A 25,947-nucleotide genomic window follows, 5' to 3' on the forward strand; every position below is an offset into this window, starting at 1 on the left:
AAAATGTTTTACACCGCCGACTGTAAAGAAGAAACAAGCTGATTTATAAATTCATCTCCACTCATAATTGCTTTCCCGCCACCGCGGGCACTCTTCTTATTTCCGCCACCTTTTCCTTCGATTGTAGGAAGAGCGTCTTTTAAAAGAGCATTCATATCGAGCGATACTGATTTTCCGCAAGCGAGAATACATTGTAGTTTGTCATCATTTTCGATGACGAAATACGTAATTGCATGCTCTTGTTGTTCTGTAATAATAGCGGAAAGCTTTGCGATTTCTTGCATAGAACGATTTGTAAATACTTTAGAAATAAGTATGCCGGCATGTATTTCCGTAGGGTGTTGAAGGAGTTCATTTGCCTCTGCAAATAATAATTTTTCATTCATTGTTTGTATTGCTTTTTCGTTTTCTTTTTGAGAAGTAAGCAGTTGCGCCACTTTTGCTGGAATATCAGTTTCGCTACTGTTTAATTGTTTAGAAACATTTTTCATAATTTGTTGCTGTTGTCCCATTAATTTAAGTGTACGCCAACCAGCGATAAACGTTAAGCGTATACCACCTTTATTGCGCTCCCATCCTAGTACTTGAATAGGACCAACTTCACCAGTTCGTTTCGGATGCGTTCCACCACAGCCGTTGTAGTCAAAGTTTTCGATCATAACAACGCGTATATTTTCTGTCATAGTTGGTTCTTTACGAAGGGGCAACCTTTTCGCTTCTTCTAAGTTCATCCACTGGATGCGGATTGGATGGTTTTCAAAAACAATTTTGTTTGCAATTTGTATTGCTTTTTCAACCGTTTCTGCATGAAGATTTTCTGTTTCTAAATCAATTGTTACTGTTTCTTTGCCAAGATGGAATCCAATTGTAGGCATGTTAAAATGGTCCCAAAAAGCAGCAGATAAAATGTGCTGAGCTGCATGTTGTTGCATATGATCAAAACGGCGCTCCCAATTGATTTTACCTTCTACGTCTTCTGTATGTAATTGTTCTGCAATGTAGTGACGAATTTCTCCGTTTATCTCTTCTACATTGATTACATTGATATCATTTAATGTACCAGTATCATATGGTTGTCCGCCACCTGTCGGATAAAATGCTGTTTCATTCAAAACAACGTATAAGTTACCGTCTTTATCATAATCTTGCTTTATAATTTTAGTAGTAAAGTCTTGCTTATAAGCGTCAGTGTAATATAATTTGTGCTCCAATTTTCTTTCTCCTCTCGCATTAACTAGTTTCATTGTAAAGCAATTGAAATTAGTTTCCTAATATTTCAGAAGAAAGAAACTATTTTTAGAATTTTCTTGCTATAATAAGAAAAAGAAAATGCGGGGGTGGAATGAATATGTTATATGAAAACGGCGTAGATAAACTGCTTAGTTTAAGCAGAAATATTTCTGAATTATATCGAGAATTAAATGAAATGACCCGGATTTTAACGGATTGTAATCGAGAAAGTGTGAAGTTTGATCGGTTATATGTAAAAGAGTTACTTTGGAAGAAAGAAGATGTAATAGAGAAATATGACCAGCTACTTGTACAACTTTGTATTAACGAATGCTTTGATCTAAAAAGTGTCATTACAGGGGAATATAAGTATACATATGAAGAAGTAGAAAACATAGTTTTACAATTTAATGAAAAGTATAATGTCGCAATCTTAATTAAAGATGTGTGTAAAGAATTACAGTTCACATATGGAATTGATATGGACATAACGAGAACAACTCGGGTATCAACAGCTCAAGTATAGAAAAAGGAAAAGAAAGCAGATCCTTTGCTTTCTTTTTTTTGTGAAAATAGAGAGAGTAGGTTTAACGATGAAGGGGAAGCTACAGCATATTCATCCGCTTGGAATGAGTATTATTTTAGGGACATTGTTTGCTAGGTTTGCAACTTCAATGAGTATCCCTTTTTTAGCGATTTATTTAACGACTGTTAAAGGTGTATCAGCTGGAATGACTGGTGCTATTATCGGAACGAGTGCACTTGTTGGTGTTTTTGCTAGTTTTATCGGAGGGAATTTATCAGATCGATTTGGCCGGAAAACAATTATGCTCTGGTCCATGATCGTTTGGATTTTTGTGTTTATAGGTTTTTCACTTGCGGATCATGTTTTAAGTTTCTTTTTATTAAACGCTTTAAATGGATTATGTAGGTCGTTTTTTGAGCCAACATCAAGAGCATTATTATCAGATTTAACAAAGCCTGAGTATCGGTTACTCGTCTATAACTTACGATACGGTGCAATAAATGTTGGAGTTGCTATTGGACCAATTGTTGGATTACAGATTGGAAGTGCAAAATCAACAATTCCTTTTTTAGTAGCAGCTGGGGTATATATTCTATATACAGCTATATTAGCGTTCCAATTTAAGAAGTATCCAATGGAAAAAAAGAAAGTGAGTACAGAAAAACCTGTTACAATGTTAAATGCAATGCGTATATTGCGAAAAGATATAGTATTTTTAGTTGCTTTAGTCGGTATTATTTTGAGTAATTGCGGTTTTTCACATTTAACGACGACAGTATCTCAATATTTTGCAAATGCACATATATTTGAGGATGGGGTGAAGCTATTCTCATATATGCTCGCTTTAAATGCAATTGTTGTAGTGATTATCCAATACCCTGTTATTCAAATGTGCAAAAAGTATACACCGTTAACATCCATTATGGTTGGGACTTTATTTGTGAGCGGGGGATTATTTGGCTTTGGAATAGTAGAATCTATGCTAGGTGCTGCCGTTTGTACAATTATTTTTACAATTGGAGAAGTCTTAATGTTTTCGATGACGGATGTATTTATTGATGATATTGCTGTTGCGCATCTAAAAGGAACATACTTCGGTGCGATGGGCTTTTCGGGAATTGGAGCAGTAATAGGTCCGTGGTTTGGAGGAGTACTTCTCGATTACTACGGGTACCAAAATGGGTTTGCAGTATTTTCAGCACTAGCTATATTTTCAACTGTGGCATTTCCTGTGCTTTTAGTTACAAAAGGTTTATCGAAAAAAAGATATGATAGAAATTCTAATATAGAAATGCATGCGAAATAACATAAGCCCCAGTAACCAACTGGGGCTTAGTGTGTATTATATTAACTCTTAATTTGAAAAAAGAACTTTTTTTTCATGCTTATCAGCAACTTCATTTTTGGAAATATGAATGGCTAAATATCCATTTTCTAAGCAGGCTAGCATCTTCTTATAAATAATATTATCGGGTAAAGGAATAATCCGCTGTAAAGAAATATTTTTATGAAGTATGCAAATGGTTAGGCCTGTCTTCATCTTTTTAATGACTACATTTTGTTCAGTTACATTTGGTACATCTGTTTCCAAAATGTATTCTTGTTCCGTTTCGCAAAGGTCAATATGAATTTGATTTGGGAAACTAAAGTTACTACAAGAGTCAGAACAAAATTGATCCATCCATTCTTCGAAACCATCAACATGAAAAAGACAATCCTTCTTTTTCTTGCCCATGTAAGACACCCTCCGTAAAATCTCAATTCATACTATGTTATGCATGAATGAATTAGGGGTGAAGAATAAATGGAAAAATATAAACAGTGTATGTGGAAAAGATAGCTAGTGTGCACTTTTTGTTTTACATATCATGATGCGCATGATGTTTTTGGCGTGAATGGTTACGGTTTTTTACTTTATGAGATCCGCTTAATGGTTCAGGTTGTCCTTTTTTTTCTTTCGCTTCACGATTGTTTTTTCCCATTGTATGTGACACCTCCTCTTCCTCTTTAGAATGAGAGAAGTTTGCAAATTTATACGAGAATGTTTTTAGAAAAAAAGGTAAAGATAATTGGGACTAACTATTACAGAAAGGGGATTATATAATGCCATATCATAAAGATAAACAACAAGCGTTTCAAGCAGCGCAGCAAGGCGTTACACAAGCAGAAAATGCATTTAACAACATTGTGAAAAATGATCCAAACTACGGTCATGATTTAAAAGAATTACGCCAAGAGGTTCAGGAAGCATATGAACAAATTCAAAATGCACTAGAGGTAGCTTCAGAAACACAACGTCCACAACTTGAGCAATATGAAAATAATCTCCAAAATATAATGCGAAATGTAGATCGATTAGAAAAGTAAATGAGGTTGTTGTTTATTCGACAACCTTGCTGCTTTAGTAAACGTTATGCTAAAACAGAAAATTTTTCTATTAGTTTTTTCTTTGCTATGTGCAGTACATATATTTCAAGTGGAAAAAGTGGAAGCAAAAATGTTGCTCAGAAAAGAGTTAGAACCAACTGGTTATGTAACATGGGAAGTACCTAATAATGAAAAAATTATTGCAATTACATTTGATGATGGACCAGATCCAACGTATACACCACAAGTTTTAGATTTATTACGTCAATATAAGGCTGAAGCGACATTTTTTATGATTGGATTTCGAGTTCAGCGCAATCCATATTTAGTGAAACAAGTGTTAAAAGAGGGACATGAAATTGGAAATCATACGATGAATCATTTGTATGCGAGTAATTCATCAGATGAAAAATTAGAAAATGATATTTTAGATGGAAAGAAATTTTTTGAAAAATGGGTGAAAGAACCTTTGTTATTCCGTCCTCCTGGCGGATATATTAACGACGCTGTATTTAAAACAGCGAAAGAAGCTGGTTATCAAACTGTTCTATGGTCGTGGCATCAAGATCCACGTGATTGGGCAAATCCAGGGGTTGAATCCATTGTAAATCATGTAGTGAAAAATGCTAAAAGTGGCGATATTGTATTGTTACATGATGGAGGAAATGATCGTAGTCAAACGGTAGCAGCACTAGCAAAAATTTTACCTGAGCTGAAAAAGCAGGGCTATCGATTTGTAACGGTTTCGGAATTACTACGTTATAAACATTAGAAAAAATCCCAAAAGGAAAATAGACCTTTTGGGATTTTTCTTTACTGGTTCTTTTTACGTTTCTTATTATTTTGTCGCTCTGCTGGAGTTAAAGGCTCGTTTGCAAATTCTTCATTGTAACCAGTTCCTTGTCCTTGTGCAGATGCAGCATTCATTCCTGAAATAGTATGATTTGCTTTTCTTTTACCCATTTTATTTCACCTCTATAACATTTTTTGTATGTTGAATGATGAGCAGTTCATAGTATGTATGAACTGTAAGTAAACCGCTGATAGAGCACTTTACTTTATGATAATAGTATTCATAAGGAGTATGAAAGCTATTCAAATTTAGAAACATAAAGAAAACTTATGATAATCTATAAGTTTCTTATTATTTACTTATTTAGAAAGTTGTAATAAGATATTATCGTAAGGTATTGAAAAGTTTGTCTACATTTTATATTCAGACAACTTAGTCACGTTTAACAGGGGGGAAACATAATGGTCAAACATAATCCATTTCAATCACGTGCAACTTTTGAAGTAGATGGAAAAACGTATCATTATTATGATTTGAAAGCGCTTGAAAATGCAGGGGTTGGCAACGTATCTCAATTACCATATTCCGTGAAAGTTTTACTTGAATCAGTACTTCGTCAAGTAGACGGACGTGTAATCACAGAAGAGCATGTTACAAATTTAGCGAAATGGGGAACGAAAGATGTTCAAGATATCGATGTTCCATTTAAACCATCTCGTGTAATTTTACAAGATTTCACTGGTGTTCCAGCTGTTGTTGATTTGGCTTCGCTTCGTAAAGCAATGGCAGACATGGGCGGAGATCCTGACAAAATTAATCCTGAAATTACTGTAGACCTTGTAATTGACCACTCTGTACAGGTTGATAGAGCGGGTACGGCAGACGCGCTTGCATTCAACATGGACTTAGAGTTTAAACGTAATGAAGAACGTTATAAATTTTTAAGCTGGGCACAAAAATCATTTGATAACTACCGTGCGGTTCCACCAGCTACAGGTATTGTACACCAAGTAAACCTTGAATATTTAGCACCAGTTGTTCATGCTGTGAAAAATGCTGAAGGTGACTTAGTTGCATACCCAGATTCATTAGTTGGAACAGACTCACATACAACAATGATTAACGGTATCGGCGTTCTTGGATGGGGCGTTGGTGGTATTGAAGCAGAAGCAGGGATGCTTGGACAACCTTCATACTTCCCAGTACCTGAAGTAATCGGTGTGAAATTAACTGGTACACTTCCAAGTGGTACTACAGCGACAGACGTTGCATTAAAAGTAACACAAGTATTACGTCAAAAAGGTGTAGTTGGTAAATTCGTTGAGTTCTTCGGTAATGGACTAAAGAGCATGCCTTTAGCTGACCGTGCAACAATTTCAAATATGGCACCAGAATACGGCGCAACTTGTGGGTTCTTCCCAATCGATGATATTTCATTAGAATACTTACGTTTAACAGGTAGAGATGAAGAACAAATTCGTGTTGTTGAAGAATACTGTAAAGCGAACGGTTTATTCTATACAGCAGACAGTAAAGATCCAATCTATACTGATCTTGTTGAAATTGATTTAAATACAATTGAATCTAACCTTTCTGGACCGAAACGCCCACAAGATTTAATTCCACTTTCAGATATGAAAGATGCGTTCCATAAAGCTGTTGTAGCACCAGTTGGAACACAAGGACTTGGATTTAATGAGCAAGAGTTCGATAAAGAAGTGAAGGTTACATTAGAAGATAAAGAAGTAACGATGAAAACAGGTGCAATTGCAATCGCAGCAATTACAAGCTGTACAAATACATCAAACCCATACGTATTAATTGGAGCAGGTCTAGTTGCGAAGAAAGCAATTGAAAAAGGACTTGTAGTACCTGAGTATGTAAAAACATCATTAGCACCAGGATCTAAAGTTGTTACAGAGTACTTAGATAAGTCTGGTTTAACAACATATTTAGATCAATTAGGTTTCCAAACAGTTGGTTACGGTTGTACGACTTGTATCGGTAACTCTGGTCCATTAGCGCCAGAATTAGAAGAAGCAATCGCAGCAAACGACTTACTAGTAACATCTGTTTTATCTGGTAACCGTAACTTTGAAGGGCGTATCCACCCACTTGTAAAAGCAAACTACTTAGCATCACCACCACTAGTTGTGGCATATGCACTTGCAGGTACTGTTGATATTGACCTGAAAAATGATGAAATCGGTAAAGATGCAAATGGCAATGCTGTTTACTTCAACGATATTTGGCCATCAGCTAAAGAAATTGAAGATGTAGTTCAAAGTGTTGTTACATCTGAACTGTTCAAGAAAGAATATGCACAAGTATTTAACAGCAATGAGCGTTGGAATGAAATCCAAACTTCAAATGAAGCGTTATATACTTGGGATAATGATTCAACATACATTCAAAACCCACCATTCTTTGAAGGATTATCTAAAGAGCCAGGTGAAGTTGAAACATTATCAGGCCTACGCGTAGTTGGTAAATTTGGTGACTCTGTAACGACAGACCACATTTCACCAGCAGGTTCAATCGGTAAGCATACACCAGCTGGACGCTACTTATTAGAAAACGGCGTACAACCAGTTGACTTCAATTCTTACGGTTCTCGTCGTGGTAACCATGAAGTTATGATGCGTGGTACATTCGCGAACATCCGTATTAAAAACCAAATCGCACCAGGAACAGAAGGCGGATATACAACATATTGGCCAACAGGTGAAGTAACGTCTATCTATGATGCTGCTATGAAATATAAAGAAGATGGCACAGGCCTTCTAGTTGTTGCTGGTAAAGATTATGGTATGGGAAGTTCTCGTGACTGGGCTGCGAAAGGAACAAACTTACTAGGTATTAAAGCAGTAATTGCAGAAAGCTTTGAGCGTATTCACCGCAGTAACTTAGTGTTAATGGGTGTACTACCACTTCAATTTAAAGATGGCGAAAGTGCTGAAACGTTAGGTCTTGTTGGTAACGAGTCATTTGAAATTCAAATCGACAAAACAGTTAGACCACGTGATCTTGTAAAAGTAGTTGCAACTGATTTAGATGGCAACGAAAAACAATTTGAAGTAGTAGCTCGTTTCGATAGTGAAGTTGAAATTGATTACTACCGTCACGGTGGTATTCTGCAAATGGTTCTTCGTGAGAAAATTGAAGAGTCTAAAGTGTCGAACTAAATAATTGAAATGAACAATAAGGAAGCTAACAATAGTTAGCTTCCTTATTTTATGGAAAGGGATGAAACCATTTGGTTTCATCCCTTTCTTTTTACTATAAAAATGGAGGAAACGTCATGACAGAGTATAAAAGAATATTGTTGCCGTTACGACAAGAGAAAATATTAGTAATAGCAGCTGTATGTAGTGGGATAATTGCTGCCATTTTAAATTTATCACGCCCAATTTTCATGGGATTAATTGTAGACAATCTTATTCAAAGAGAGCTAAAAGGTGCGTATTTATATATAGCTTTGTTTGCGGGTAGTCGCTTTTTAATGTGGGCGAACAATCTTTTATTTGATTATATAAGTTCAAAAGCGAGTCAACGTATATTACAAACGAAACGTATAGAATTATTGCGTCACTATTTCTCATTACCGTTTGAAGAGAGTGAGAAGATTAAGCAAGGGGAGTTAGAAACTTTGGTCGTATCTGATATTCCGAACTGGGTCAGATTATATGGCTCTATATTAATAGAGTATATACACGCTATTGCCCAATTTATTGGAGCTTTCATAGCACTACAACATATAGATTTGCAGTTTATATTGTGGGTAACTCCGTTTTTATTTTTAAGTGCAATTGTTCCAATATTGATGGGAGGAAAGGTAAGGGATATTGCAAGCATTGCTCAAAAAAATCAATCGAGTGTTGTAGAGATGGTGTCACAGTTTGTAAAGGGTATACAAGATTTACGTAGTTTACAAAAAGAAAAATGGGCCATTCGCTTATTTAAAGGAGTAACGGCACAATCTTATAAATCGGAAGTAAAGAAGACGATGATGCAACATTGCATTGGAGTAGTTGGAACGGTGATTGAAACAGGAGCATATATCCTTGTTCTCATTATAGGTGCACAAAAAATAATGAGGGGAGAAATAGAAGTTGGTTCACTCATTGCAGTGTTAGCTACAATTGAAATGCTCTTTTTCCCAGTCCGTTACGTGGGCGATTTATTAATGATGACACAAGTTGCAGTCGCTTCGGCAAATAGAGTTTTTTCCTTTTTAGATAAAAGAGTGGCAGATAGTAATGTAGAAAGAGCGATGGGGATGATAATAACAAATGTTTCATTTCAGGAGAGTGAAGAAGAGAAATGTAGAATTAATAATATTGATTTGCAAATTAATCCTGGTGAATTCGTTATCATTGTCGGAGAAAGTGGTGCAGGAAAAACAACGCTTTTAAAATTAATGACAGGTTTGTATAAACCATCTAACGGTAGTGTTGTTTATTATGGTCAAAAGGCTCGAATGACTACAGTGTGGCAAGAACCACGTTTTTTCCGAACGACGGTAACAGAGAATATGTATTTCGGGGAAGAGGGTTTAGAAAATCAGTTAGAAAAAAATAGTGAACTTATAAATGCAACGCCGATTATTAGAGGGTTACCTGAAGGGAGTCAAACTGTGCTACATAAAAGCGGTGAAGAGTTTTCAGGAGGCGAAAGAAAACGTCTTGCATTATTACGAGCAATTGGTTCAAATCCGAATCTTATTATTTTAGATGAACCGACGGCTGGGTTAGATCCAGGCAATCAAGAACTGGTTTGGAATATGATTGAAGGGATAGGAAGAGATGTAACGAGAATTGTGGCAACACATGATGTAGAGAGAGCGATGATAGCAGATTGTGTTGTTGTCATAAAGAATGGGACTATTGTGGAATGTGGGAATCCTAGAGAATTATTAAATTGCAACTCATTGTACAAAGAGTTGCAAACAAAAAGATAAGAGATAAGAGATATGTAATGCCCTTATCTTTATTCCGCTATTTGCCGGGCAGCCCGATTGGTGAGGGCTGATTAAAGTTTCACTTTATTCGTTCTCATTAAGTTGATAAGTATAAGAATTCGGATCACTAGAATTAACTTCTTTGACGAGAGTAAGTTGATTTGTATCTGGATTATATTTGAAAATCTTAATTGTATGTTCGCTACTTAGTAATGGATTATATTCTTGAATAGCGAATGTATTTTCCGCAATTTGTGTCATATTACTGGTGGGAACATTTTCTATGGAATCATGATTTGTAGAAATTTCAACGACTTTTTCACTGTTGAAAAATAAAAGAACGATTACTAAAATAACTAAGCATATTCGTATATAGCGTAGCTCTTTGGTGATAGGGTGTTCTCCCAAAATAATCGTCCTTTCTATAACTATTCTATAGTAGTAATGGTAGTCATCGTGAAAAAAGTAATAATGCCGAGGCCTGCCCAAAGGATAAATGAGATTAATGCGATATAGAGACAAATACGTCCAACTTGTTTTTTTTCAGGGTCTTTACTAAATAGTGAGATAATCCATGTGATAATTCCGATTGGGGAAAATATAAAACTAAGAATATATAGAAGTATTTTTTCAAATAAATTCATGAGAGCTCCTTTCATTGTAAAATATTCTATTTATCTCTAATTATATGAAGGAAAGGTAAATATTCCATCACAGTTATAAAAATTCTGATTATTTAGAATGTGAATATTTCCAAGCTTGTCCGTATAAGCTAAAATAAGGTATATAGTATTTTGATGAATGTGTTAAAAGAAGATAATACGTTAGGGTGATATAAAATGTGGCGGAAGCTTACGATTATTGTAGTGTTACTTTGTTTAGCGGGATATGCAGCTTATGAACAGTTTGGTAATAAAGAGCAGGCGGTAAAAGTGAAGCAAGAAAAAAGTGAAGCTGCGATGAAAGAGATTATCGCAAGGAATGGTATTGAAATAGGGAAGAGTGCGCCAGACTTCGAATTAACGAAGTTAGATGGAACGAATGTAAAGCTATCAGATTTAAAAGGAAAGAAAGTGATTTTAAACTTTTGGGCAACGTGGTGTGGACCTTGCCAACAAGAAATGCCTGATATGGAGGCTTTCTATAAAGAACATAAAGAAAACGTAGAAATTTTAGCAATCAATTATACGCCTTCAGAAAAAGGTGGGGGGGAAGAAAAGGTAAGCAATTTTATTAAAGAAAAAGGAATTACTTTTCCTGTTTTATTGGACAAGAACATTGATGTGACAACAGCGTATAAAGTAATTACGATTCCAACTTCGTATTTTATAGATACAAAAGGTGTCATTCAAGATAAGTTTATTGGGCCGATGACGCAAAAAGAGATGGAGAAAAGGGTTGCTAAATTAAAATAATGGTGAAAAGGTAGAGGTGGAGAGTTCCCATTTCTGTCTTTTCTTTTTCAAGTAGTAATCACTTCATGATATGATGTAAGAAATATAACCGTTTAGAGATAAAGGAGTGTATGGAGTGGGGAATGTATCCTTACCGTTAGATTATGTTGTAATTGATTTTGAAACAACAGGATTTAACCCTTATAATGATAAAATTATTCAAGTTGCAGCAGTGAAATATCGTAATCATGAATTAGTAGATCAATTTGTTTCATACGTGAATCCAGAGCGGCCAATTCCGGACCGAATAACGAGTTTAACAGGTATTACTAATTATCGCGTTTCAGATGCTCCGACGATTGAAGAAGTGTTACCTTTATTTTTAGCATTTTTACATACAAATGTTATTGTGGCCCATAATGCTTCTTTTGATATGCGCTTTTTGAAAAGTAATGTAAATATGCTTGGGTTGCCTGAACCTAAAAATAAAGTAATTGATACTGTATTTTTAGCGAAGAAATACATGAAGCATGCGCCTAATCATAAACTTGAAACGTTAAAACGAATGCTTGGAATTCGTTTAAGCTCTCATAATGCATTTGACGATTGCATTACGTGTGCTGCTGTTTATCAAAAGTGTGTAGCTATTGAAGAAGAAGGGAAACGAAAAGTAAATAAGGCTATGCTTGATGAAACTGCGGTATATGAAGCGGTGAAAGAAATACTTGCATGTAATAAACGGAATGTAGAATGGCTACGTTGTATGAACGTAGGAAGTTATTTAGATATAAAAGCTTTTTATCCAGTTATGAGAGTAAAGGTAAAAGGGCGAAAGAAATATGTATTAACAGAGATATTAGAAGAAGATGTGAAAGAAATATGTACAAGCTTAAAATGTGAACCAGCGTTAAAAAGTGAAGTTGGTAATACGAGAATTATGCTTAATAGCTTAGAGGATGTTATGAGATTAGAAAGTTATATTTTAGAACAGTATGATTTTGTATTACAGGCGCTTCATGATTATAAAGAAAATGAAATGAATGCAGATGAAAAGTTGAAAGAGTATTTAAATATTATGGTATGAAAAACTCCGTGTGCAATATATTGTACACGGAGTTTTTTTAGGAGTACTAAAACATAAAATTTTCTTGCAAATCTGATTAAAGAGTTTTTTGTTTGCTCATACTATGTAATAAGAAAGCGAAGGAGAGAGGGTGAACAACATGAGAAGAAGTCGCCGTAAATCGTTTGAAGAACTTGTAAATGAAAATAAACAACAATTATTAAGCGATCGTGAGGCAATTGATCGCATTGAAGAGCGCATTGAAAAACGTTATGAAATGAAACTTTTTAAGCAAGCTGAATAATTCTTAACACTAGTACGATACTAGTGTTAAGGAGGCGATAGTAATGGGTAATCCGAAAAAAAATTCAAAAGATTTTGCACCGAATCATATTGGAACACAATCAAAAAAAGCTGGTGGAAATAAAGGAAAGCAAATGCAAGATCAAACAGGTAAACAACCGATTGTTGATAATGGTTAAAGAAAAGGAGAATATTACATTCTCCTTTTTTATGTATAAATTTGAGGAAAGATAGGTAATTTAAGATGGTGTGTATATACAATATTAGGAGGGAAGTACATGCCAAATCCAGATAATCGAAGTGACAACGCTGAAAAGTTACAAGAAATGGTGCAAAATACAGTTGATAACTTTAATGAAGCAAAAGAAACAGCGGAACTTTCTAATGAAAAAGATCGTGCTGCTATTGAAGCAAAAAATCAAAGACGTTTAGAAAGTATTGACTCATTAAAAAGTGAAATCAAAGATGAATCTTAACAAAATGTACAAAAAGGGCTGACTTTTGTCAGCCCTTTTTCGTAATCGTAAAGTTTTCAACAAGTAAACGCCAATTTTGTGGGAATGGTAAACCGATTTTCCAGTAACTAATACCACCTATACCTTGTTCTTTCATTAAATTGAATTTACTTTGAACAGACCGTGAATCTTCAAACCAAACTTCGTGTTGCACGCCGTTTTCATCAAAATAATTAAAATGAGGAGCTTGGGCTGTGAAATCATAACGAATAGGGACATTATATTTACGAGCTAGTGCAACAGCTGCGACAGAGCTAATTGCTTTTGCGGGTGGATTTCCTTGTTTAAATGGAAGCTTCCAATCAAACCCGTATAAATTTTGCCCCATCATAATTTTTTGGGGAGGCATTTGAGATTTTGCATATTGAAGTACTTCTTTCACCGGACCGATAGGAGAAATCGCCATCGGTGGCCCGCCCTGCCATCCCCAGTCATATGTCATAATGACGACGAAATCAACAATTTGCCCTTGCGCTTTATAATCGTGAGCTTCGAAAAATTTTCCCTTTTGATTTGAACTTGTTTTCGGTACGAGAGTTGTGCTCAATGTGTACCCGCTAGGTAAGCGTGTTTTTACATTTCGTAAAAAACGATTATACGCTTCGCGGTCTTCAGGTGCTACACTCTCGAAATCGAAATGAATGTCTCGCATGCCATATTTCTCAGCTGTTTGCAAAATGTTTGTAATAAATTTGTTTTGAATCGTTGCGTCGCGTAAAATAACCGATGTTAGATCGGCACTGAAATTACCATTTTCAATATTTGTAATAACGAGCATAGGGATTGTTTTACCTTGCGTTGCAATATTAGCGATTTTAGCTGTTTCAGTAGGTTCTTTTAATGTGCCATCTCTTTTTGCCTCAAAACTAAAATAAGCTAAGTATGTTAAAAATGGATTGATGGCACGTGTAGCATTAACTAAACTCTCTTTAATCGGTATAGTTGAAGGTTGTAAATAAGCGATGGATTCTACAGCCCGTTTTGTACCTTTTGGTACATATAATTGTTGTCCGACATGGAGAATAGATTTTAAAGATAAATTATTAACTTTAGCTAAACTAGCGAGGGGGACATTATATGTTTGAGAAATTCGATATAGGCTGTCACCAGGCTGTACATAATAATTATTCCCTTTCGTATTAACGATAAGTGCCTGACCAACAACGAGCGTTTCAGCTGGATTTAATCCATTGTCTTTTACTATTTCGTCAGGTGTTGATCCATATTTTGATGCCAAGCTATATACGCTATCACCACTACGAACCGTTACAATTTGAATCATATGCTTGCTCCTTTCGGGAAAAGATTCACTATTTTTATTTTATTTTTGATGTCACTGTATTATGATTAAATGTATGCAAGGTAGCAGAAGTGAAAGAAGGCGAATATACATATGTTTGTAGCAGAACATGAAGTTGAAATCCGTTATGCGGAAACAGATCAAATGGGTGTTGTTTACCATTCAAACTACTTAGTGTGGCTTGAGTTAGGTCGCACGAAACTTATACAAGATTTAGGTTTTTCATATGTTGAAATGGAGAAAGAAGGAATTATTTCTCCTGTGTTAGATTTACAAATTTCATACCGTAAAGCGATGCGTTACGGAGAAAAAGCAATCGTAAAAACATGGGTAGATACTGTGAGCCCACTTCGCGTTGTATATGGATATGAAATATATAATGGTGATGGTGAACTGTGTATTACTGCAAGCACAACGAATATTTGTGCGAAAAAAGAAGGGTTCCGCCCTGTATCATTTAAAAAGTTATATCCTGAGTGGTATGCGAAATATGAGGAAATTAAGAAAAAATAAAAAAGCGTGGCAGAAGCCACGTTTTTTTATTTTTCATAATTAAATTGTGGGAAGTCGTCACCTTCGTTAAGTGTAACAGATAAATTATGTCCATCGAAGAACCATTCATCATCGCCTTCAATAAAGAAATTAATACCTTCTTCTTGAATTTGAACAGCAGGATGTGCAGGATCATCTTTACGAATACCTAAAGAAAGTCCTTTTTGCACAGTACTGCAACCACCGTATTGTACGAAAAAGCGTAGTGTTTCATTTGATTGTAAGTTTAATTCAGTTTTATACCATTGTGCTGCTTCTTTTGTTACGGAAAGATTCATGTATAGTTCCTCCAAATTATGTTGCTTTTTCTTTAGTATAAAAAATAACGCAAAAAGACGCTATTAATATGCTTCACGTTTTCTTTTTGCGTTATGTGGGTTACGATCTTATTTTTGCTTTTTTGAAAAGTTTGCTTTTGGTTCAGTTTTATTTATAATTCGTCCGATATTTGCACGGTGTTTATAAATAACCATACCTGCTAATAAACACATCGCAATAATGAAGATTTTATCCCCGCTAACAATGGATGCAATAACAGCAACAACTGCTGTTACCATAGAAGAAAGTGATACGTATCTTGTTGTAAATAAAAGGGTGAAAAATACAACAGCCAATATTGCAAAAACAACTGGTGAATAGCATAATAGCACCCCAGCAGAAGTTGCAACTGCTTTACCACCGCGGAATTTCGCGAAGATTGGATAGACATGTCCAAGAACAGCCGCTAACCCGAACCATAGTGGATGAATATCTAACCCGAAAATCATTGGTAGACTTGTTGCTAATGTCCCTTTTAAAATGTCAGCAATTGTAACGGTAAAACCTGCTTTTTTCCCTAATGTGCGGAATGTGTTTGTTCCGCCTAGATTACCGCTCCCGTGCTCACGAATATCGATTCCGTAGCCGATTTTTCCAACAACTAGTGCAAATGGAATCGAGCCAAGTAAGTAGGCAACGATAAATAAAAGATATGTAGTAACCATAAGTTCAGTCTCCTTTATTCAAATGTGTTGATAAAGGGTAAAAAGAGTTTTTCCCGTATATTGTACCATACATTTGTAAAGAGCACATTTCTTTTTTGTAAATGAAAAATTCATTATTTCGTGAAAAAAATTTCACAGTAATGTTACATTTCTCACAGAAACAGTAAGACTATATGTAGTAACATTTTAATCAAAAGACAACAACATATTGGTGGAGGGTTATAAATGTTACAAAATAATACACGTGGAGAAGAAGAATTAATGAAAGTGTTTGAGACAATAGTCCACGGCAATGAACAAGATTTGATGCAAGAAAATGCAAATGTAGACGGCCGCTCTCCAATGGGCGTAATGGGAACGTTCGCATCTGAGAGTGCAAAATATTATGCTGTTGAGAATTTATTGTCAGATCAAGTGAAAAAAGCGATAAATGAAAATATATTATATCCACATGATTTAGATTTTTATGCAACAGGAACGACGACTTGTTCACAAATTCCGTTAGCGCAAATGCTTGCTAATGGTTTTCATACTGGACATGGACATATGAGACAACCGCAAGACATTAAAAGTGCATTGGCTCTTTCGTCTATTATTTTTCAAGCGAATCAAAATATGCAGCACGGTGGTCAATCGTTTGCACTCTTTGATATTGATTTAGCACCTTATGTACGAAAAACAATTGAGAGACATAAAAAACGATTACAATCATATCCGCTTACGAAAGAACAAATAGAAGAATTTGCATGGAAAGAAACGGAAAATGATACGTATCAAGCGTGTGAGGCTTTCGTTCATAATTCGAATAGTATGCATAGTAGAGGCGGAGGACAAGTACCGTTTATTTCTATTAATTATGGAACAGATACATCAAAAGAAGGAAGAATGTTAATTAAACAACTTTTAAAAGCGACACAAGCTGGACTTGGTAAAGGAGAGACACCGATTTTTCCGATTCAAATTTTCAAGATGAAAAAAGGTGTGAATTTTGAAGAAAGTGATCCGAACTACGATTTATTTGAATTAGCATTAGAGACAACCGCAGAGCGATTATTCCCTAACTTTTCATTTTTAGATGCTCCGTTTAATGCAGTGCATTATGATGGAAGACCAGAAAGTGAAGTATGTTACATGGGATGTCGTACCCGTGTTATGTCTAATATACATGGAGAAGAAACAGCGATTGGTAGAGGGAATTTATCATTTACGTCTATTAATTTAGTGAAATTAGCGTTAATTAGTGGTTCAAAAGAAGCGTTTTTTGAAGCGCTAAACTATTATTTAGATTTAGGAATTAAGCAGCTATTAGAAAGATATGCGTATCAATGTACGAAGCGAGCAAGAGATTTTCAGTTTTTATATTCACAAGGTGTATGGCGTGGTGGAGAAACGTTGCAGCCTGAAGACTCCGTAGCCTCGATTTTAAAACAAGGGACGTTAAGTATTGGTTTTATCGGTCTTGCGGAATGTTTAGTAGCTTTAACAGGAAAGCATCATGGGGAAGATGAAGAATCATGGAAACTTGGGTATGAAATTATTTCCTTTATGAGAGATAGAATGGATAAAGCGACAGAAGAACATCAACTGAATTTCTCAGTAATTGCAACTCCAGCAGAAGGATTATCAGGGAAGTTTGTGAAAAAAGATAGAGAAGAATTTGGCATGATTAGCGGTATAACGAACCATAATTACTATACGAATTCATTCCATATTCCAGTTTATTATAACATTCAAGCGATAAATAAAATCCATTTAGAAGGCCCGTTCCATGCTCTCTGTAATGGAGGACATATTACTTATATTGAACTAGACGGAGCAGCAATGCATAACAAAAAGGCATTAAAACAAATTGTACAAGCCATGGCAGAACATGGCGTTGGATACGGTTCAATTAATCATCCTGTTGACCGTTGTAAGTGCTGTAGTTATCACGGGGTTATTGGGAATGAATGTCCAAGTTGCGGGAATGAAGATGAGGCTAATATAGAAAGAATTCGCCGTATAACAGGCTATCTTGTAGGAGATATGTCGAAGTGGAATAGTGCGAAACGTAGTGAAGAGATAGATCGGGTGAAACATAAATGAAAGTGATGAATATTATTCATGATAGTGTAGTAGATGGAGAAGGGTTGCGGACAGTCGTGTTTTTTGCGGGCTGTCCGCATCGTTGCGTTGGTTGCCACAATCCGAAATCGTGGAATATTTGCAACGGAACGGAAATGACAGTAGAAGAAATTGTGAAAGAGATTGCAAGTAATCCATTAACTGATGTAACATTTTCAGGTGGAGATCCATTTTTTCAAGCTGCTGAAGTGAAAAAGGTAGCAAAAATCGTGAAAGATTTGAAAAAAAACCTATGGATGTATACAGGTTATACGTTAGAAGAGATACAGAGTTCTCAAAATAATGATATGATAGAGTTGTTACATTATGGGGATGTTTTAGTCGATGGAAGGTTTGAAATTGAGGAAAAAGATTTAACACTTCCATTTCGCGGAAGCTCCAATCAACGTATTATTCGATTGAAAGAGTAAAAAGGCGGGATAGATTATATGAACAAAACGGTATTGCTTGTTGAAGATGAAAGAAGATTACGTGAAATTGTTAGTGATTATTTTCGTAATGAAGGCTTTGAAGTAATCGAAGCAGAAGATGGAAAAAAAGCGTTAGAGTTATTTGCAGAGCATGAAATTGATTTAATTATGTTAGATATTATGTTACCGGAAATAGATGGATGGTCTGTTTGTAGAAGAATTAGAAAAGAATCAGCAGTACCAATTATTATGTTGACAGCACGTTCGGATGAGGATGATACATTGCTAGGTTTCGAATTAGGTGCAGACGAGTATGTAACGAAACCATTTAGCCCGAAAGTATTAGTAGCTCGTGCAAAGACGTTATTGAAACGTGCGGATGGTGCGGTAGGAGTAGCGGAAGAAAATGCTATGTCTTTAGCTGGAATAGAAGTGAATCGTCTATCTAGAACTGTTTTAGTAGATGGAGAAGAAATTATATTGACACATAAAGAATTTGAACTTCTTGTGTATTTAATGGAGAACAAAGGAATTGTGTTATCACGTCAACATTTATTAGACCAGTTATGGGGATATGACTATTACGGTGATGACCGAACGGTTGATACCCATATTAAAAAACTTCGAAATAAGCTAGGAGATAAAGCGAAGCATATCGGTACTGTTATTCGAGTTGGTTATAAATTTGAAGAATAATCTAGAACGATTTGTGTAATTTAGCATAGGGAAATGGTAATTTTATACTCTCTTTTGAAGGTAAAATGTACAAAAAATACTTTTTTTGTCTACAATGTTAGATAAGTGTATTTTTTTAATTGGATTTCACGATGAGTTCACAAGAAGGACACAAAACGTGACTATACTGAAAATACGAATTCACCAGAGAGGGGAAATAAAACATGGGATATTACGACGGACCAAATTTAAATGAAGAGCATAGTGAAACGAGAGAAGTGAGAAAATCAGGTAGTAAAAAAGGCTATTTCTTCACAGGTTTAGTGGGAGCTGTAGTCGGAGCGGTTTCGATTAGTTTTGCAGCACCATATATGCCATGGGCTCAAAATAATGGAGCGCCAGTATCATCATTTAGTTCGGATTCAAAAGTAGAAGGTACTGTAGTTCCTGTTGTAAATAAAGCGAAAAATGAAACTGATTTACCTGGTATGATTGAAGGGGCGAAAGATGTTGTTGTAGGTGTTATTAATATGCAACAAAGTGTTGATCCATTTGCAATGCAACCGACAGGTCAAGAACAACAAGCTGGTTCAGGATCAGGTGTTATTTATAAAAAAGCAGGGAATAAAGCATATATTGTAACAAACAACCACGTAGTAGATGGAGCAAATAAACTTGCTGTGAAGCTGAGCGACGGAAAGCAAGTTGATGCGAAATTAGTTGGTAAGGACCCTTGGTTAGACTTAGCAGTTGTTGAAATTGATGGATCTAATGTAAATAAAGTTGCCACTTTAGGTGATTCAAGTAAACTTCGTGCGGGTGAAAAAGCAATTGCAATCGGTAATCCACTAGGGTTTGATGGAAGTGTAACGGAAGGTATTATTAGTAGTAAAGAACGTGAAATTCCAGTTGATATTGATGGCGATAAACGACCAGATTGGCAAGCACAAGTTATTCAAACAGATGCAGCGATTAACCCTGGTAACAGTGGTGGTGCATTATTTAACCAAAATGGTGAAATAATTGGGATTAACTCAAGTAAAATTGCACAACAAGAAGTTGAAGGAATTGGTTTTGCTATTCCAATTAATATCGCAAAGCCAGTTATTGAATCACTTGAAAAAGACGGAGTAGTGAAACGTCCAGCGCTTGGAGTAGGTGTCGTTTCATTAGAAGATGTGCAAGCTTATGCAGTCAATCAATTGAAAGTACCGAAAGAAGTAACTAATGGTGTTGTATTAGGTAAAATTTACCCAATATCACCGGCTGAAAAAGCTGGTTTAGAGCAATATGATATTGTAGTAGCATTAGATAATCAAAAAGTAGAGAATGCTCTTCAATTCCGTAAATATTTATATGAAAAGAAAAAAGTAGGCGAGAAAGTAGAAGTTACATTCTACCGTAACGGTCAAAAAATGACGAAATCGGCTACTTTAGCAGATAATTCAGCTACAAAGAATCAATAATCGAAATAAAAGAAAGTCTCTTTCATATTGAAAGAGACTTTCTTTATCGGCTATACTAAAGGAATAGGAGGGATTAATTATGACAATTGAAAACCCAACTCGTACGGAAATTGGTGAAGTGTTAAAGAAAAGCAAAACAATTGCGGTTGTTGGATTATCAGATAAGCCAGAACGTACATCGTATATGGTTTCAAAAGCAATGCAAGATGCTGGATACCGCATTATTCCAGTTAATCCAACAGTAGATGAGGTGCTCGGAGAAAAGGCAGTTTCTTCACTAAAGGATATTAAGGAACACGTTGACATTGTAAATGTATTTCGTCGCTCAGAGTTTTTAATGGATGTTGCAAAAGAATTTGTAGAGATTGATGCAGATGTTTTTTGGGCACAATTAGGAGTACAAGATGAGGATACATATAAACTTTTAAAAGAAAAAGACTATACTGTAATAATGGATCGTTGTATTAAAGTAGAACATGCGATGACAAAATAGTATAGATTTAAAAGTAGAAAGATTGATTCAGCCCTCATTATAGATAAGTAGGGCCGATGAACGAGGTGTTCATCATGAGATTTTTTAAAGGCTGTTTTTGGGGATTGTTATTTGTAATCCCATTTTGGATCTTGATCATTTGGATCATAATAAAGGTTTGGAATGTGTAATCTTGGAATACATATCCATTTCTCGTTGACAAACGATTATTTTTCTGAAATAGTAGCCTAGAGGAATCCTTGTGAGAAAACAAGGATTTTTCTATTGAAGATGGTATATAAAAGAGATAAGATAACTTGCCAAAACGATAGTCGAGGCGTTATTCTATAATAGAAACATATGTTCTGATTTTGGATTAGGAAAGGGGCAAGGAGTTTGGCGAAGCATCAGTTCCAATATAATGAAGATGCGATTCAAGTGTTAGAAGGACTTGAAGCCGTTCGAAAACGCCCGGGTATGTATATCGGGAGTACGGATAGCCGTGGATTGCATCATTTAGTATATGAAATAGTAGATAACTCCGTTGACGAAGCGTTAGCGGGATTTGGCGACGAAATTTCAGTCGTAATACATAAAGATAATAGTATTAGCGTTATAGATAAAGGGCGAGGAATGCCTACGGGAATGCATAAACTTGGGAAACCTACACCTGAAGTTATTTTAACTGTACTTCATGCAGGTGGTAAGTTTGGTCAAGGTGGCTATAAAACGAGTGGTGGTTTACACGGTGTTGGGGCATCAGTTGTAAACGCTTTGTCAGAATGGTTAGTAGTAACAATTAAGCGTGATGGTAACATTTATGAACAACGTTTTGAAAATGGTGGCGTTCCTGCAACAACGTTAGAGAAAATTGGGAAAACAAAAGAGTCTGGTACGACAATGCACTTCAAACCAGATACAACGATTTTCAGCACGACAAATTACAATTATGAAACATTATGTGAGAGATTACGTGAATCTGCATTCTTATTAAAAGGAATGAAAATCTCGATAAAAGACGAACGTAATGATTTAGAAGATATATTTCATTATGAAACAGGAATCGAAGCTTTCGTTTCATATTTAAACGAAGAAAAAGATTCAATTCACCCGGTTGTATATTTCACTGGTGAACAAAACGGGATTGAAGCAGAACTAGCATTCCAGTTTAATGATGGTTACTCAGAAAATATTCTTTCGTTTGTAAATAACGTACGTACAAAAGATGGTGGAACACACGAAGCTGGATTCAAAACAGCGATGACGCGTGTGTTTAACGAGTATGCTCGTAAAGTAGCACTATTAAAAGAAAAAGATAAAAACTTAGAAGGTACAGATATTCGTGAAGGTGTAGCGGCTATCGTTTCGGTACGTGTACCAGAAGAAGTGCTTCAGTTTGAAGGGCAAACGAAGGGCAAACTAGGTACAAGTGAAGCGCGTTCTTCAATTGATGCCATTGTATCTGAGCATTTAGCATACTTTTTAGAAGAAAACCCTGATGTAGCTACACTTCTTGTGAGAAAAGCAATTAAAGCAGCACAAGCCCGTGAAGCAGCCCGTAAAGCAAGAGAAGAAGCGCGTAGTGGTAAGAAAAAGAAAAAATCAGAAGGTACGTTAAGCGGGAAATTAACACCTGCACAATCACGTAACCCGCAAAAAAATGAACTGTACCTAGTAGAGGGTGACTCTGCCGGTGGTTCTGCGAAACAAGGACGAGACCGACGTTTCCAGGCCGTATTACCGTTACGTGGTAAAGTAATTAATACAGAAAAAGCAAAGCTTGCTGATATCTTTAAAAATGAAGAGATTAATACAATCATTTATGCGATTGGCGGCGGTGTAGGAAATGAATTTGATGTTGAAGATATTAACTACGATAAAGTTGTAATTATGACCGATGCCGATACGGATGGGGCTCATATTCAAGTATTGTTATTAACGTTCTTCTACAGATATATGAAGCCACTTATCGAAGCTGGTAAAGTATTTATCGCACTTCCTCCTTTATACAAAGTAAGTAAAGGAAAAGGTAAGAGTGAGGTAATTGAATACGCTTGGTCAGATGAGGAATTAGACGGTGTAACGAAAAAAGTTGGAAAAGGCTATATGTTACAACGTTATAAAGGACTTGGTGAAATGAATGCGGATCAATTATGGGAAACAACAATGAATCCTGAAACGCGTACATTAATTCGCGTGAAAATTGATGATGCAGCAAGAGCAGAGCGTCGCGTTACAACATTAATGGGCGATAAAGTAGAACCGCGCCGTAAATGGATTGAACGTAATGTGCAGTTTGGTATGCAAGAAGAAGGAAATATTTTAGAAAATGAAATGATTATGGAGACGGAGGTGGAATAACATGCAAGCAGAGAAGTTTCATGACCTCCCGCTTGAAGACGTGTTAGGTGATCGCTTTGCACGTTATAGTAAATATATTATTCAAGATCGTGCACTTCCAGATGCACGTGATGGCTTAAAGCCAGTACAAAGACGTATTTTATATTCTATGTATGTAGAAGGTAATGTACATGATAAAGCGTTTCGTAAATCAGCTAAAACAGTAGGTAATGTTATCGGTAATTATCATCCACATGGAGATTCCTCTGTATATGAAGCAATGGTACGCTTAAGCCAAACTTGGAAAGTACGTAATGTTTTAGTTGAAATGCATGGTAATAACGGTAGTGTTGATGGGGACCCAGCGGCAGCGATGCGTTATACGGAAGCTCGTTTATCACCAATCGCATCTGAATTATTACGTGATCTTGATAAAGAAACAGTTGAATTCGTGTCAAACTTTGATGATACGAGTGAAGAACCAGTTGTATTACCAGCAGCGTTCCCGAATTTATTAGTGAACGGATCTACAGGGATTTCCGCTGGTTATGCAACAGAAATTCCTCCGCATCATCTTGGAGAAGTTATTGATGCTACAATGATGCGTATCGATAAGCCAAATAGTACTGTTGACGATTTATTAACAGTTATGAAAGGACCAGATTTCCCAACAGGCGGTATTATTCAGGGGATTGATGGTATTAAAAAGGCGTATGAAACAGGTAAAGGTAAAATTATTATTCGCGGAAAAGCAGAAGTTGAAACAGTGCGCGGTGGGAAACAACAAATTGTAATCACTGAAATTCCTTACGAAGTGAATAAGGCAAACCTTGTAAAGAAAATGGATGAATTACGTCTAGATAAAAAGTTAGATGGTATTGCTGAAGTGCGTGATGAGACAGATCGTACTGGTTTACGAATTGTTGTTGAATTAAAGAAAGAAGCAAACTCCGAAGGTATTTTAAATTATTTATATAAAAATACAGATTTGCAAATTCCATATAACTTTAATATGGTAGCGATCAATAATCGTCGTCCAACACTTATGACATTACCGAAAATTTTAGATGCTTATATTGGACATCAAAAAGAGGTTATTACGAGACGTTCGCAATATGAATTAAGAAAAGCAGAAAATCGTCAACATATTGTAGAAGGTTTAAAGAAAGCATTATCGATTTTAGACCAAGTAATTGAGACAATTCGAGCTTCAAAAGATAAACGTAACGCGAAAGATAATTTAAGTGCAAAATTTGGCTTTACAGAAGCACAGGCAGAAGCAATTGTTTCCTTGCAATTATATCGCTTAACGAATACAGACATTACGGCGTTACAAGAAGAAGCAGATGAGCTTAATAAGAAAATTATTGAGCTACAGGCAATTTTACAAAGTGAAAAAAAATTACTTCAAGTAATTAAAACAGATTTAAAGAGAGTTAAGAAAACATATAGTGATGATCGACGCGCGATTATTGAAGATCAAATCGAGGAAATTAAAATCGATGTAGAAGTGATGATCCCACAAGAAGATGTCATCGTTACTGTAACGAAAGAAGGATATGTGAAACGTACTGGATGGCGCTCACATAATGCCTCAAACGGCAAAGACTTCGGTATGAAAGAGGGTGACATCTTACTTGAACGATTCGATACGAATACGACAGAGACAGTCCTCTTATTTACGAATAAAGGAAACTATATATATCTGCCAGTATACGAAATGCCAGATATTCGTTGGAAAGATTTAGGTCAGCACGTTGCTAATATCGTTTCACTCGACCGGGATGAAACAATCATTTGGGCAACGGTTGTACCGAACTTTGAGGAAGAAAAACGATTTATCGTATTTGTAACACGAAATGGTATGATAAAGAAAACAGAATTAAATCAATATAAAGTTCAGCGTTATTCAAGGGCATTCGTTGCTGTAAACTTGAAAAAAGATGATGAAGTTGTCGATATATTTGCGACAGATGGAACGAGTGATATTGTTCTTGCTACACACGGTGCATATGCACTTATTTTCCATGAAGATGAAGTAAGTCCAGTCGGTGTAAGAGCTGCTGGTGTTAAAGCAATTAATTTAAAAGAAGATGACTATGTCGCTTCTGGTAAACCGTTAAATGGTGACAAAGATCAACTTATTCTCGTAACACAGCGCGGTGCTGTAAAACGTCTAAAAGCATCAGAAATTGAAAAGTCAACGAGGGCGAAACGCGGTCTTGTTATTTTCAAAGAATTAAAACGTAATCCGTACCGCATTGTCGGTATTGAAATTGTTCGGGACGATGAATTAGTTTACATGAAGACAGAGAAAAACATTGTAGAAGAGATTGATCCGAAAGCGTATCGAAATAAAGACCGGTATAGTAATGGTAGCCTTGTGCTAGATGTTAATGATACTGGTGAAGTAGTAGAAACGTGGACGAAGAAAAGACCAGAATAAAGAGGGCATCTTGCTATGAATAGTAGCA

Annotated in this window: 28 protein-coding genes; 19 read left to right on the top strand and 9 right to left on the bottom strand. The window is 35.8% G+C overall.

Annotation, left to right across the window (positions count from 1 at the left end; translation table 11 throughout):
• Positions 1–8: 8 nt before the first annotated feature.
• Positions 9–1,211: an alanyl-tRNA editing protein gene (locus tag M1D66_RS09285; RefSeq protein WP_150987063.1), complete on the bottom strand. Its 1,203-nt coding sequence runs from the start codon at positions 1,209–1,211 to the stop codon at positions 9–11.
• A 137-nt stretch (positions 1,212–1,348) separates the two neighbouring features.
• On the opposite strand from M1D66_RS09285, the gene M1D66_RS09290 reads away from it, so the two are divergent.
• Together M1D66_RS09290 and M1D66_RS09295 are read left to right on the top strand one after the other, a co-directional pair.
• A complete protein-coding gene (locus M1D66_RS09290) occupies positions 1,349–1,756 on the top strand; it encodes a hypothetical protein (protein WP_000965149.1) in 408 nt (135 codons plus the stop codon).
• Positions 1,757–1,823: 67 nt separating this feature from the next.
• Positions 1,824–3,062 carry an MDR family MFS transporter gene (locus tag M1D66_RS09295; protein WP_000676812.1) on the top strand — a complete coding sequence of 413 codons (1,239 nt, stop codon included), beginning with the start codon at positions 1,824–1,826 and terminating at the stop codon, positions 3,060–3,062.
• A gap of 48 nt (positions 3,063–3,110) precedes the next feature.
• Here M1D66_RS09295 and M1D66_RS09300 read toward each other — a convergent pair whose 3' ends face one another.
• Entirely contained in the window at positions 3,111–3,491 is a 381-nt protein-coding gene (locus M1D66_RS09300; RefSeq protein ID WP_140335660.1) for an Hsp20 family protein, read from the bottom strand.
• 124 nt (positions 3,492–3,615) lie between these two features.
• On the bottom strand, positions 3,616–3,738 hold the full coding sequence (locus tag M1D66_RS09305; RefSeq protein ID WP_000517649.1) for a small acid-soluble spore protein P: 123 nt from the start codon (positions 3,736–3,738) through the stop codon (positions 3,616–3,618).
• Between the two features lie 121 nt (positions 3,739–3,859).
• Between M1D66_RS09305 and M1D66_RS09310 the strand changes: the two genes are divergently transcribed.
• Positions 3,860–4,123 (top strand): hypothetical protein, encoded by a 264-nt coding sequence (locus M1D66_RS09310; RefSeq protein ID WP_001146296.1) that lies wholly within the window; start codon positions 3,860–3,862, stop codon positions 4,121–4,123.
• A 46-nt stretch (positions 4,124–4,169) separates the two neighbouring features.
• Entirely contained in the window at positions 4,170–4,895 is a 726-nt protein-coding gene (gene pdaB / locus M1D66_RS09315; protein WP_061665781.1) for a polysaccharide deacetylase family sporulation protein PdaB, read from the top strand.
• Positions 4,896–4,936: 41 nt separating this feature from the next.
• Here the strand turns inward: pdaB and sspO are convergent, their stop codons facing one another.
• The gene (sspO, locus tag M1D66_RS09320) at positions 4,937–5,086 is read right to left on the bottom strand and encodes an acid-soluble spore protein SspO (RefSeq protein WP_000518057.1); all 150 of its coding nucleotides are present in this window, start codon (positions 5,084–5,086) and stop codon (positions 4,937–4,939) included.
• Positions 5,087–5,377: 291 nt separating this feature from the next.
• Here sspO and acnA point away from each other — a divergent pair, with 291 nt between their 5' ends.
• On the top strand, positions 5,378–8,101 hold the full coding sequence (acnA, locus tag M1D66_RS09325) for an aconitate hydratase AcnA (RefSeq protein ID WP_000238566.1): 2,724 nt from the start codon (positions 5,378–5,380) through the stop codon (positions 8,099–8,101).
• Positions 8,102–8,217: 116 nt separating this feature from the next.
• Complete coding sequence (locus M1D66_RS09330; protein WP_000141523.1) at positions 8,218–9,876, top strand: ABC transporter ATP-binding protein; 1,659 nt, start codon at positions 8,218–8,220, stop codon at positions 9,874–9,876.
• Positions 9,877–9,960: 84 nt separating this feature from the next.
• On the opposite strand, the gene M1D66_RS09335 is transcribed toward M1D66_RS09330, so the two are convergent.
• Both M1D66_RS09335 and M1D66_RS09340 read right to left on the bottom strand, forming a co-directional pair.
• A complete protein-coding gene (locus tag M1D66_RS09335; protein WP_000503810.1) occupies positions 9,961–10,284 on the bottom strand; it encodes a YmzC family protein in 324 nt (107 codons plus the stop codon).
• A 20-nt stretch (positions 10,285–10,304) separates the two neighbouring features.
• Entirely contained in the window at positions 10,305–10,520 is a 216-nt protein-coding gene (locus tag M1D66_RS09340; RefSeq protein ID WP_001047912.1) for a hypothetical protein, read from the bottom strand.
• A 195-nt stretch (positions 10,521–10,715) separates the two neighbouring features.
• Between M1D66_RS09340 and M1D66_RS09345 the strand changes: the two genes are divergently transcribed.
• The 5 genes from M1D66_RS09345 to tlp all read left to right on the top strand — a co-directional run bounded on the left by M1D66_RS09345 (position 10,716) and on the right by tlp (position 13,112).
• On the top strand, positions 10,716–11,291 hold the full coding sequence (locus M1D66_RS09345; protein WP_000269084.1) for a redoxin domain-containing protein: 576 nt from the start codon (positions 10,716–10,718) through the stop codon (positions 11,289–11,291).
• A 115-nt stretch (positions 11,292–11,406) separates the two neighbouring features.
• On the top strand, positions 11,407–12,354 hold the full coding sequence (locus M1D66_RS09350; protein ID WP_000528764.1) for a 3'-5' exonuclease: 948 nt from the start codon (positions 11,407–11,409) through the stop codon (positions 12,352–12,354).
• A 139-nt stretch (positions 12,355–12,493) separates the two neighbouring features.
• Complete coding sequence (locus M1D66_RS09355; RefSeq protein ID WP_001254703.1) at positions 12,494–12,637, top strand: FbpB family small basic protein; 144 nt, start codon at positions 12,494–12,496, stop codon at positions 12,635–12,637.
• Positions 12,638–12,680: 43 nt separating this feature from the next.
• Positions 12,681–12,815 (top strand): acid-soluble spore protein SspN, encoded by a 135-nt coding sequence (gene sspN / locus M1D66_RS09360; protein ID WP_000527987.1) that lies wholly within the window; start codon positions 12,681–12,683, stop codon positions 12,813–12,815.
• A gap of 99 nt (positions 12,816–12,914) precedes the next feature.
• Entirely contained in the window at positions 12,915–13,112 is a 198-nt protein-coding gene (gene tlp, locus M1D66_RS09365) for a small acid-soluble spore protein Tlp (RefSeq protein ID WP_001133511.1), read from the top strand.
• Positions 13,113–13,140: 28 nt separating this feature from the next.
• On the opposite strand, the gene M1D66_RS09370 is transcribed toward tlp, so the two are convergent.
• Entirely contained in the window at positions 13,141–14,433 is a 1,293-nt protein-coding gene (locus M1D66_RS09370; protein WP_000614855.1) for a glycoside hydrolase family 18 protein, read from the bottom strand.
• A 111-nt stretch (positions 14,434–14,544) separates the two neighbouring features.
• Here M1D66_RS09370 and M1D66_RS09375 point away from each other — a divergent pair, with 111 nt between their 5' ends.
• Positions 14,545–14,964 (top strand): acyl-CoA thioesterase, encoded by a 420-nt coding sequence (locus tag M1D66_RS09375; RefSeq protein WP_000495812.1) that lies wholly within the window; start codon positions 14,545–14,547, stop codon positions 14,962–14,964.
• A gap of 26 nt (positions 14,965–14,990) precedes the next feature.
• Here M1D66_RS09375 and M1D66_RS09380 read toward each other — a convergent pair whose 3' ends face one another.
• Together M1D66_RS09380 and plsY are read right to left on the bottom strand one after the other, a co-directional pair.
• On the bottom strand, positions 14,991–15,281 hold the full coding sequence (locus M1D66_RS09380) for a HesB/YadR/YfhF family protein (protein WP_001054455.1): 291 nt from the start codon (positions 15,279–15,281) through the stop codon (positions 14,991–14,993).
• Between the two features lie 108 nt (positions 15,282–15,389).
• The gene (gene plsY, locus M1D66_RS09385; RefSeq protein ID WP_000258974.1) at positions 15,390–15,986 is read right to left on the bottom strand and encodes a glycerol-3-phosphate 1-O-acyltransferase PlsY; all 597 of its coding nucleotides are present in this window, start codon (positions 15,984–15,986) and stop codon (positions 15,390–15,392) included.
• A 225-nt stretch (positions 15,987–16,211) separates the two neighbouring features.
• On the opposite strand from plsY, the gene M1D66_RS09390 reads away from it, so the two are divergent.
• The 7 genes from M1D66_RS09390 (at position 16,212) to parC (ending at position 25,919) form a co-directional block, all read left to right on the top strand.
• Positions 16,212–18,071 (top strand): anaerobic ribonucleoside triphosphate reductase, encoded by a 1,860-nt coding sequence (locus M1D66_RS09390; RefSeq protein WP_000940068.1) that lies wholly within the window; start codon positions 16,212–16,214, stop codon positions 18,069–18,071.
• On the top strand, positions 18,068–18,520 hold the full coding sequence (gene nrdG / locus M1D66_RS09395; protein ID WP_000867076.1) for an anaerobic ribonucleoside-triphosphate reductase activating protein: 453 nt from the start codon (positions 18,068–18,070) through the stop codon (positions 18,518–18,520). Before M1D66_RS09390 ends, nrdG begins: the two co-directional genes overlap by 4 nt.
• 18 nt (positions 18,521–18,538) lie before the next feature.
• The gene (locus M1D66_RS09400) at positions 18,539–19,216 is read left to right on the top strand and encodes a response regulator transcription factor (RefSeq protein ID WP_001044679.1); all 678 of its coding nucleotides are present in this window, start codon (positions 18,539–18,541) and stop codon (positions 19,214–19,216) included.
• A gap of 203 nt (positions 19,217–19,419) precedes the next feature.
• Complete coding sequence (locus M1D66_RS09405; protein WP_000542646.1) at positions 19,420–20,661, top strand: S1C family serine protease; 1,242 nt, start codon at positions 19,420–19,422, stop codon at positions 20,659–20,661.
• 79 nt (positions 20,662–20,740) lie between these two features.
• Positions 20,741–21,154 (top strand): CoA-binding protein, encoded by a 414-nt coding sequence (locus M1D66_RS09410; RefSeq protein ID WP_000151390.1) that lies wholly within the window; start codon positions 20,741–20,743, stop codon positions 21,152–21,154.
• Between the two features lie 375 nt (positions 21,155–21,529).
• A complete protein-coding gene (gene parE, locus M1D66_RS09415; protein WP_001062194.1) occupies positions 21,530–23,494 on the top strand; it encodes a DNA topoisomerase IV subunit B in 1,965 nt (654 codons plus the stop codon).
• A gap of 1 nt (position 23,495) precedes the next feature.
• Positions 23,496–25,919, top strand: a complete 2,424-nt coding sequence (gene parC / locus M1D66_RS09420; RefSeq protein ID WP_001147468.1) for a DNA topoisomerase IV subunit A — start codon at positions 23,496–23,498, stop codon at positions 25,917–25,919.
• The last annotated feature ends 28 nt before the right edge of the window (positions 25,920–25,947 follow it).

It is taken from the genome of Bacillus sp. PK6-16 (assembly GCF_056530295.1).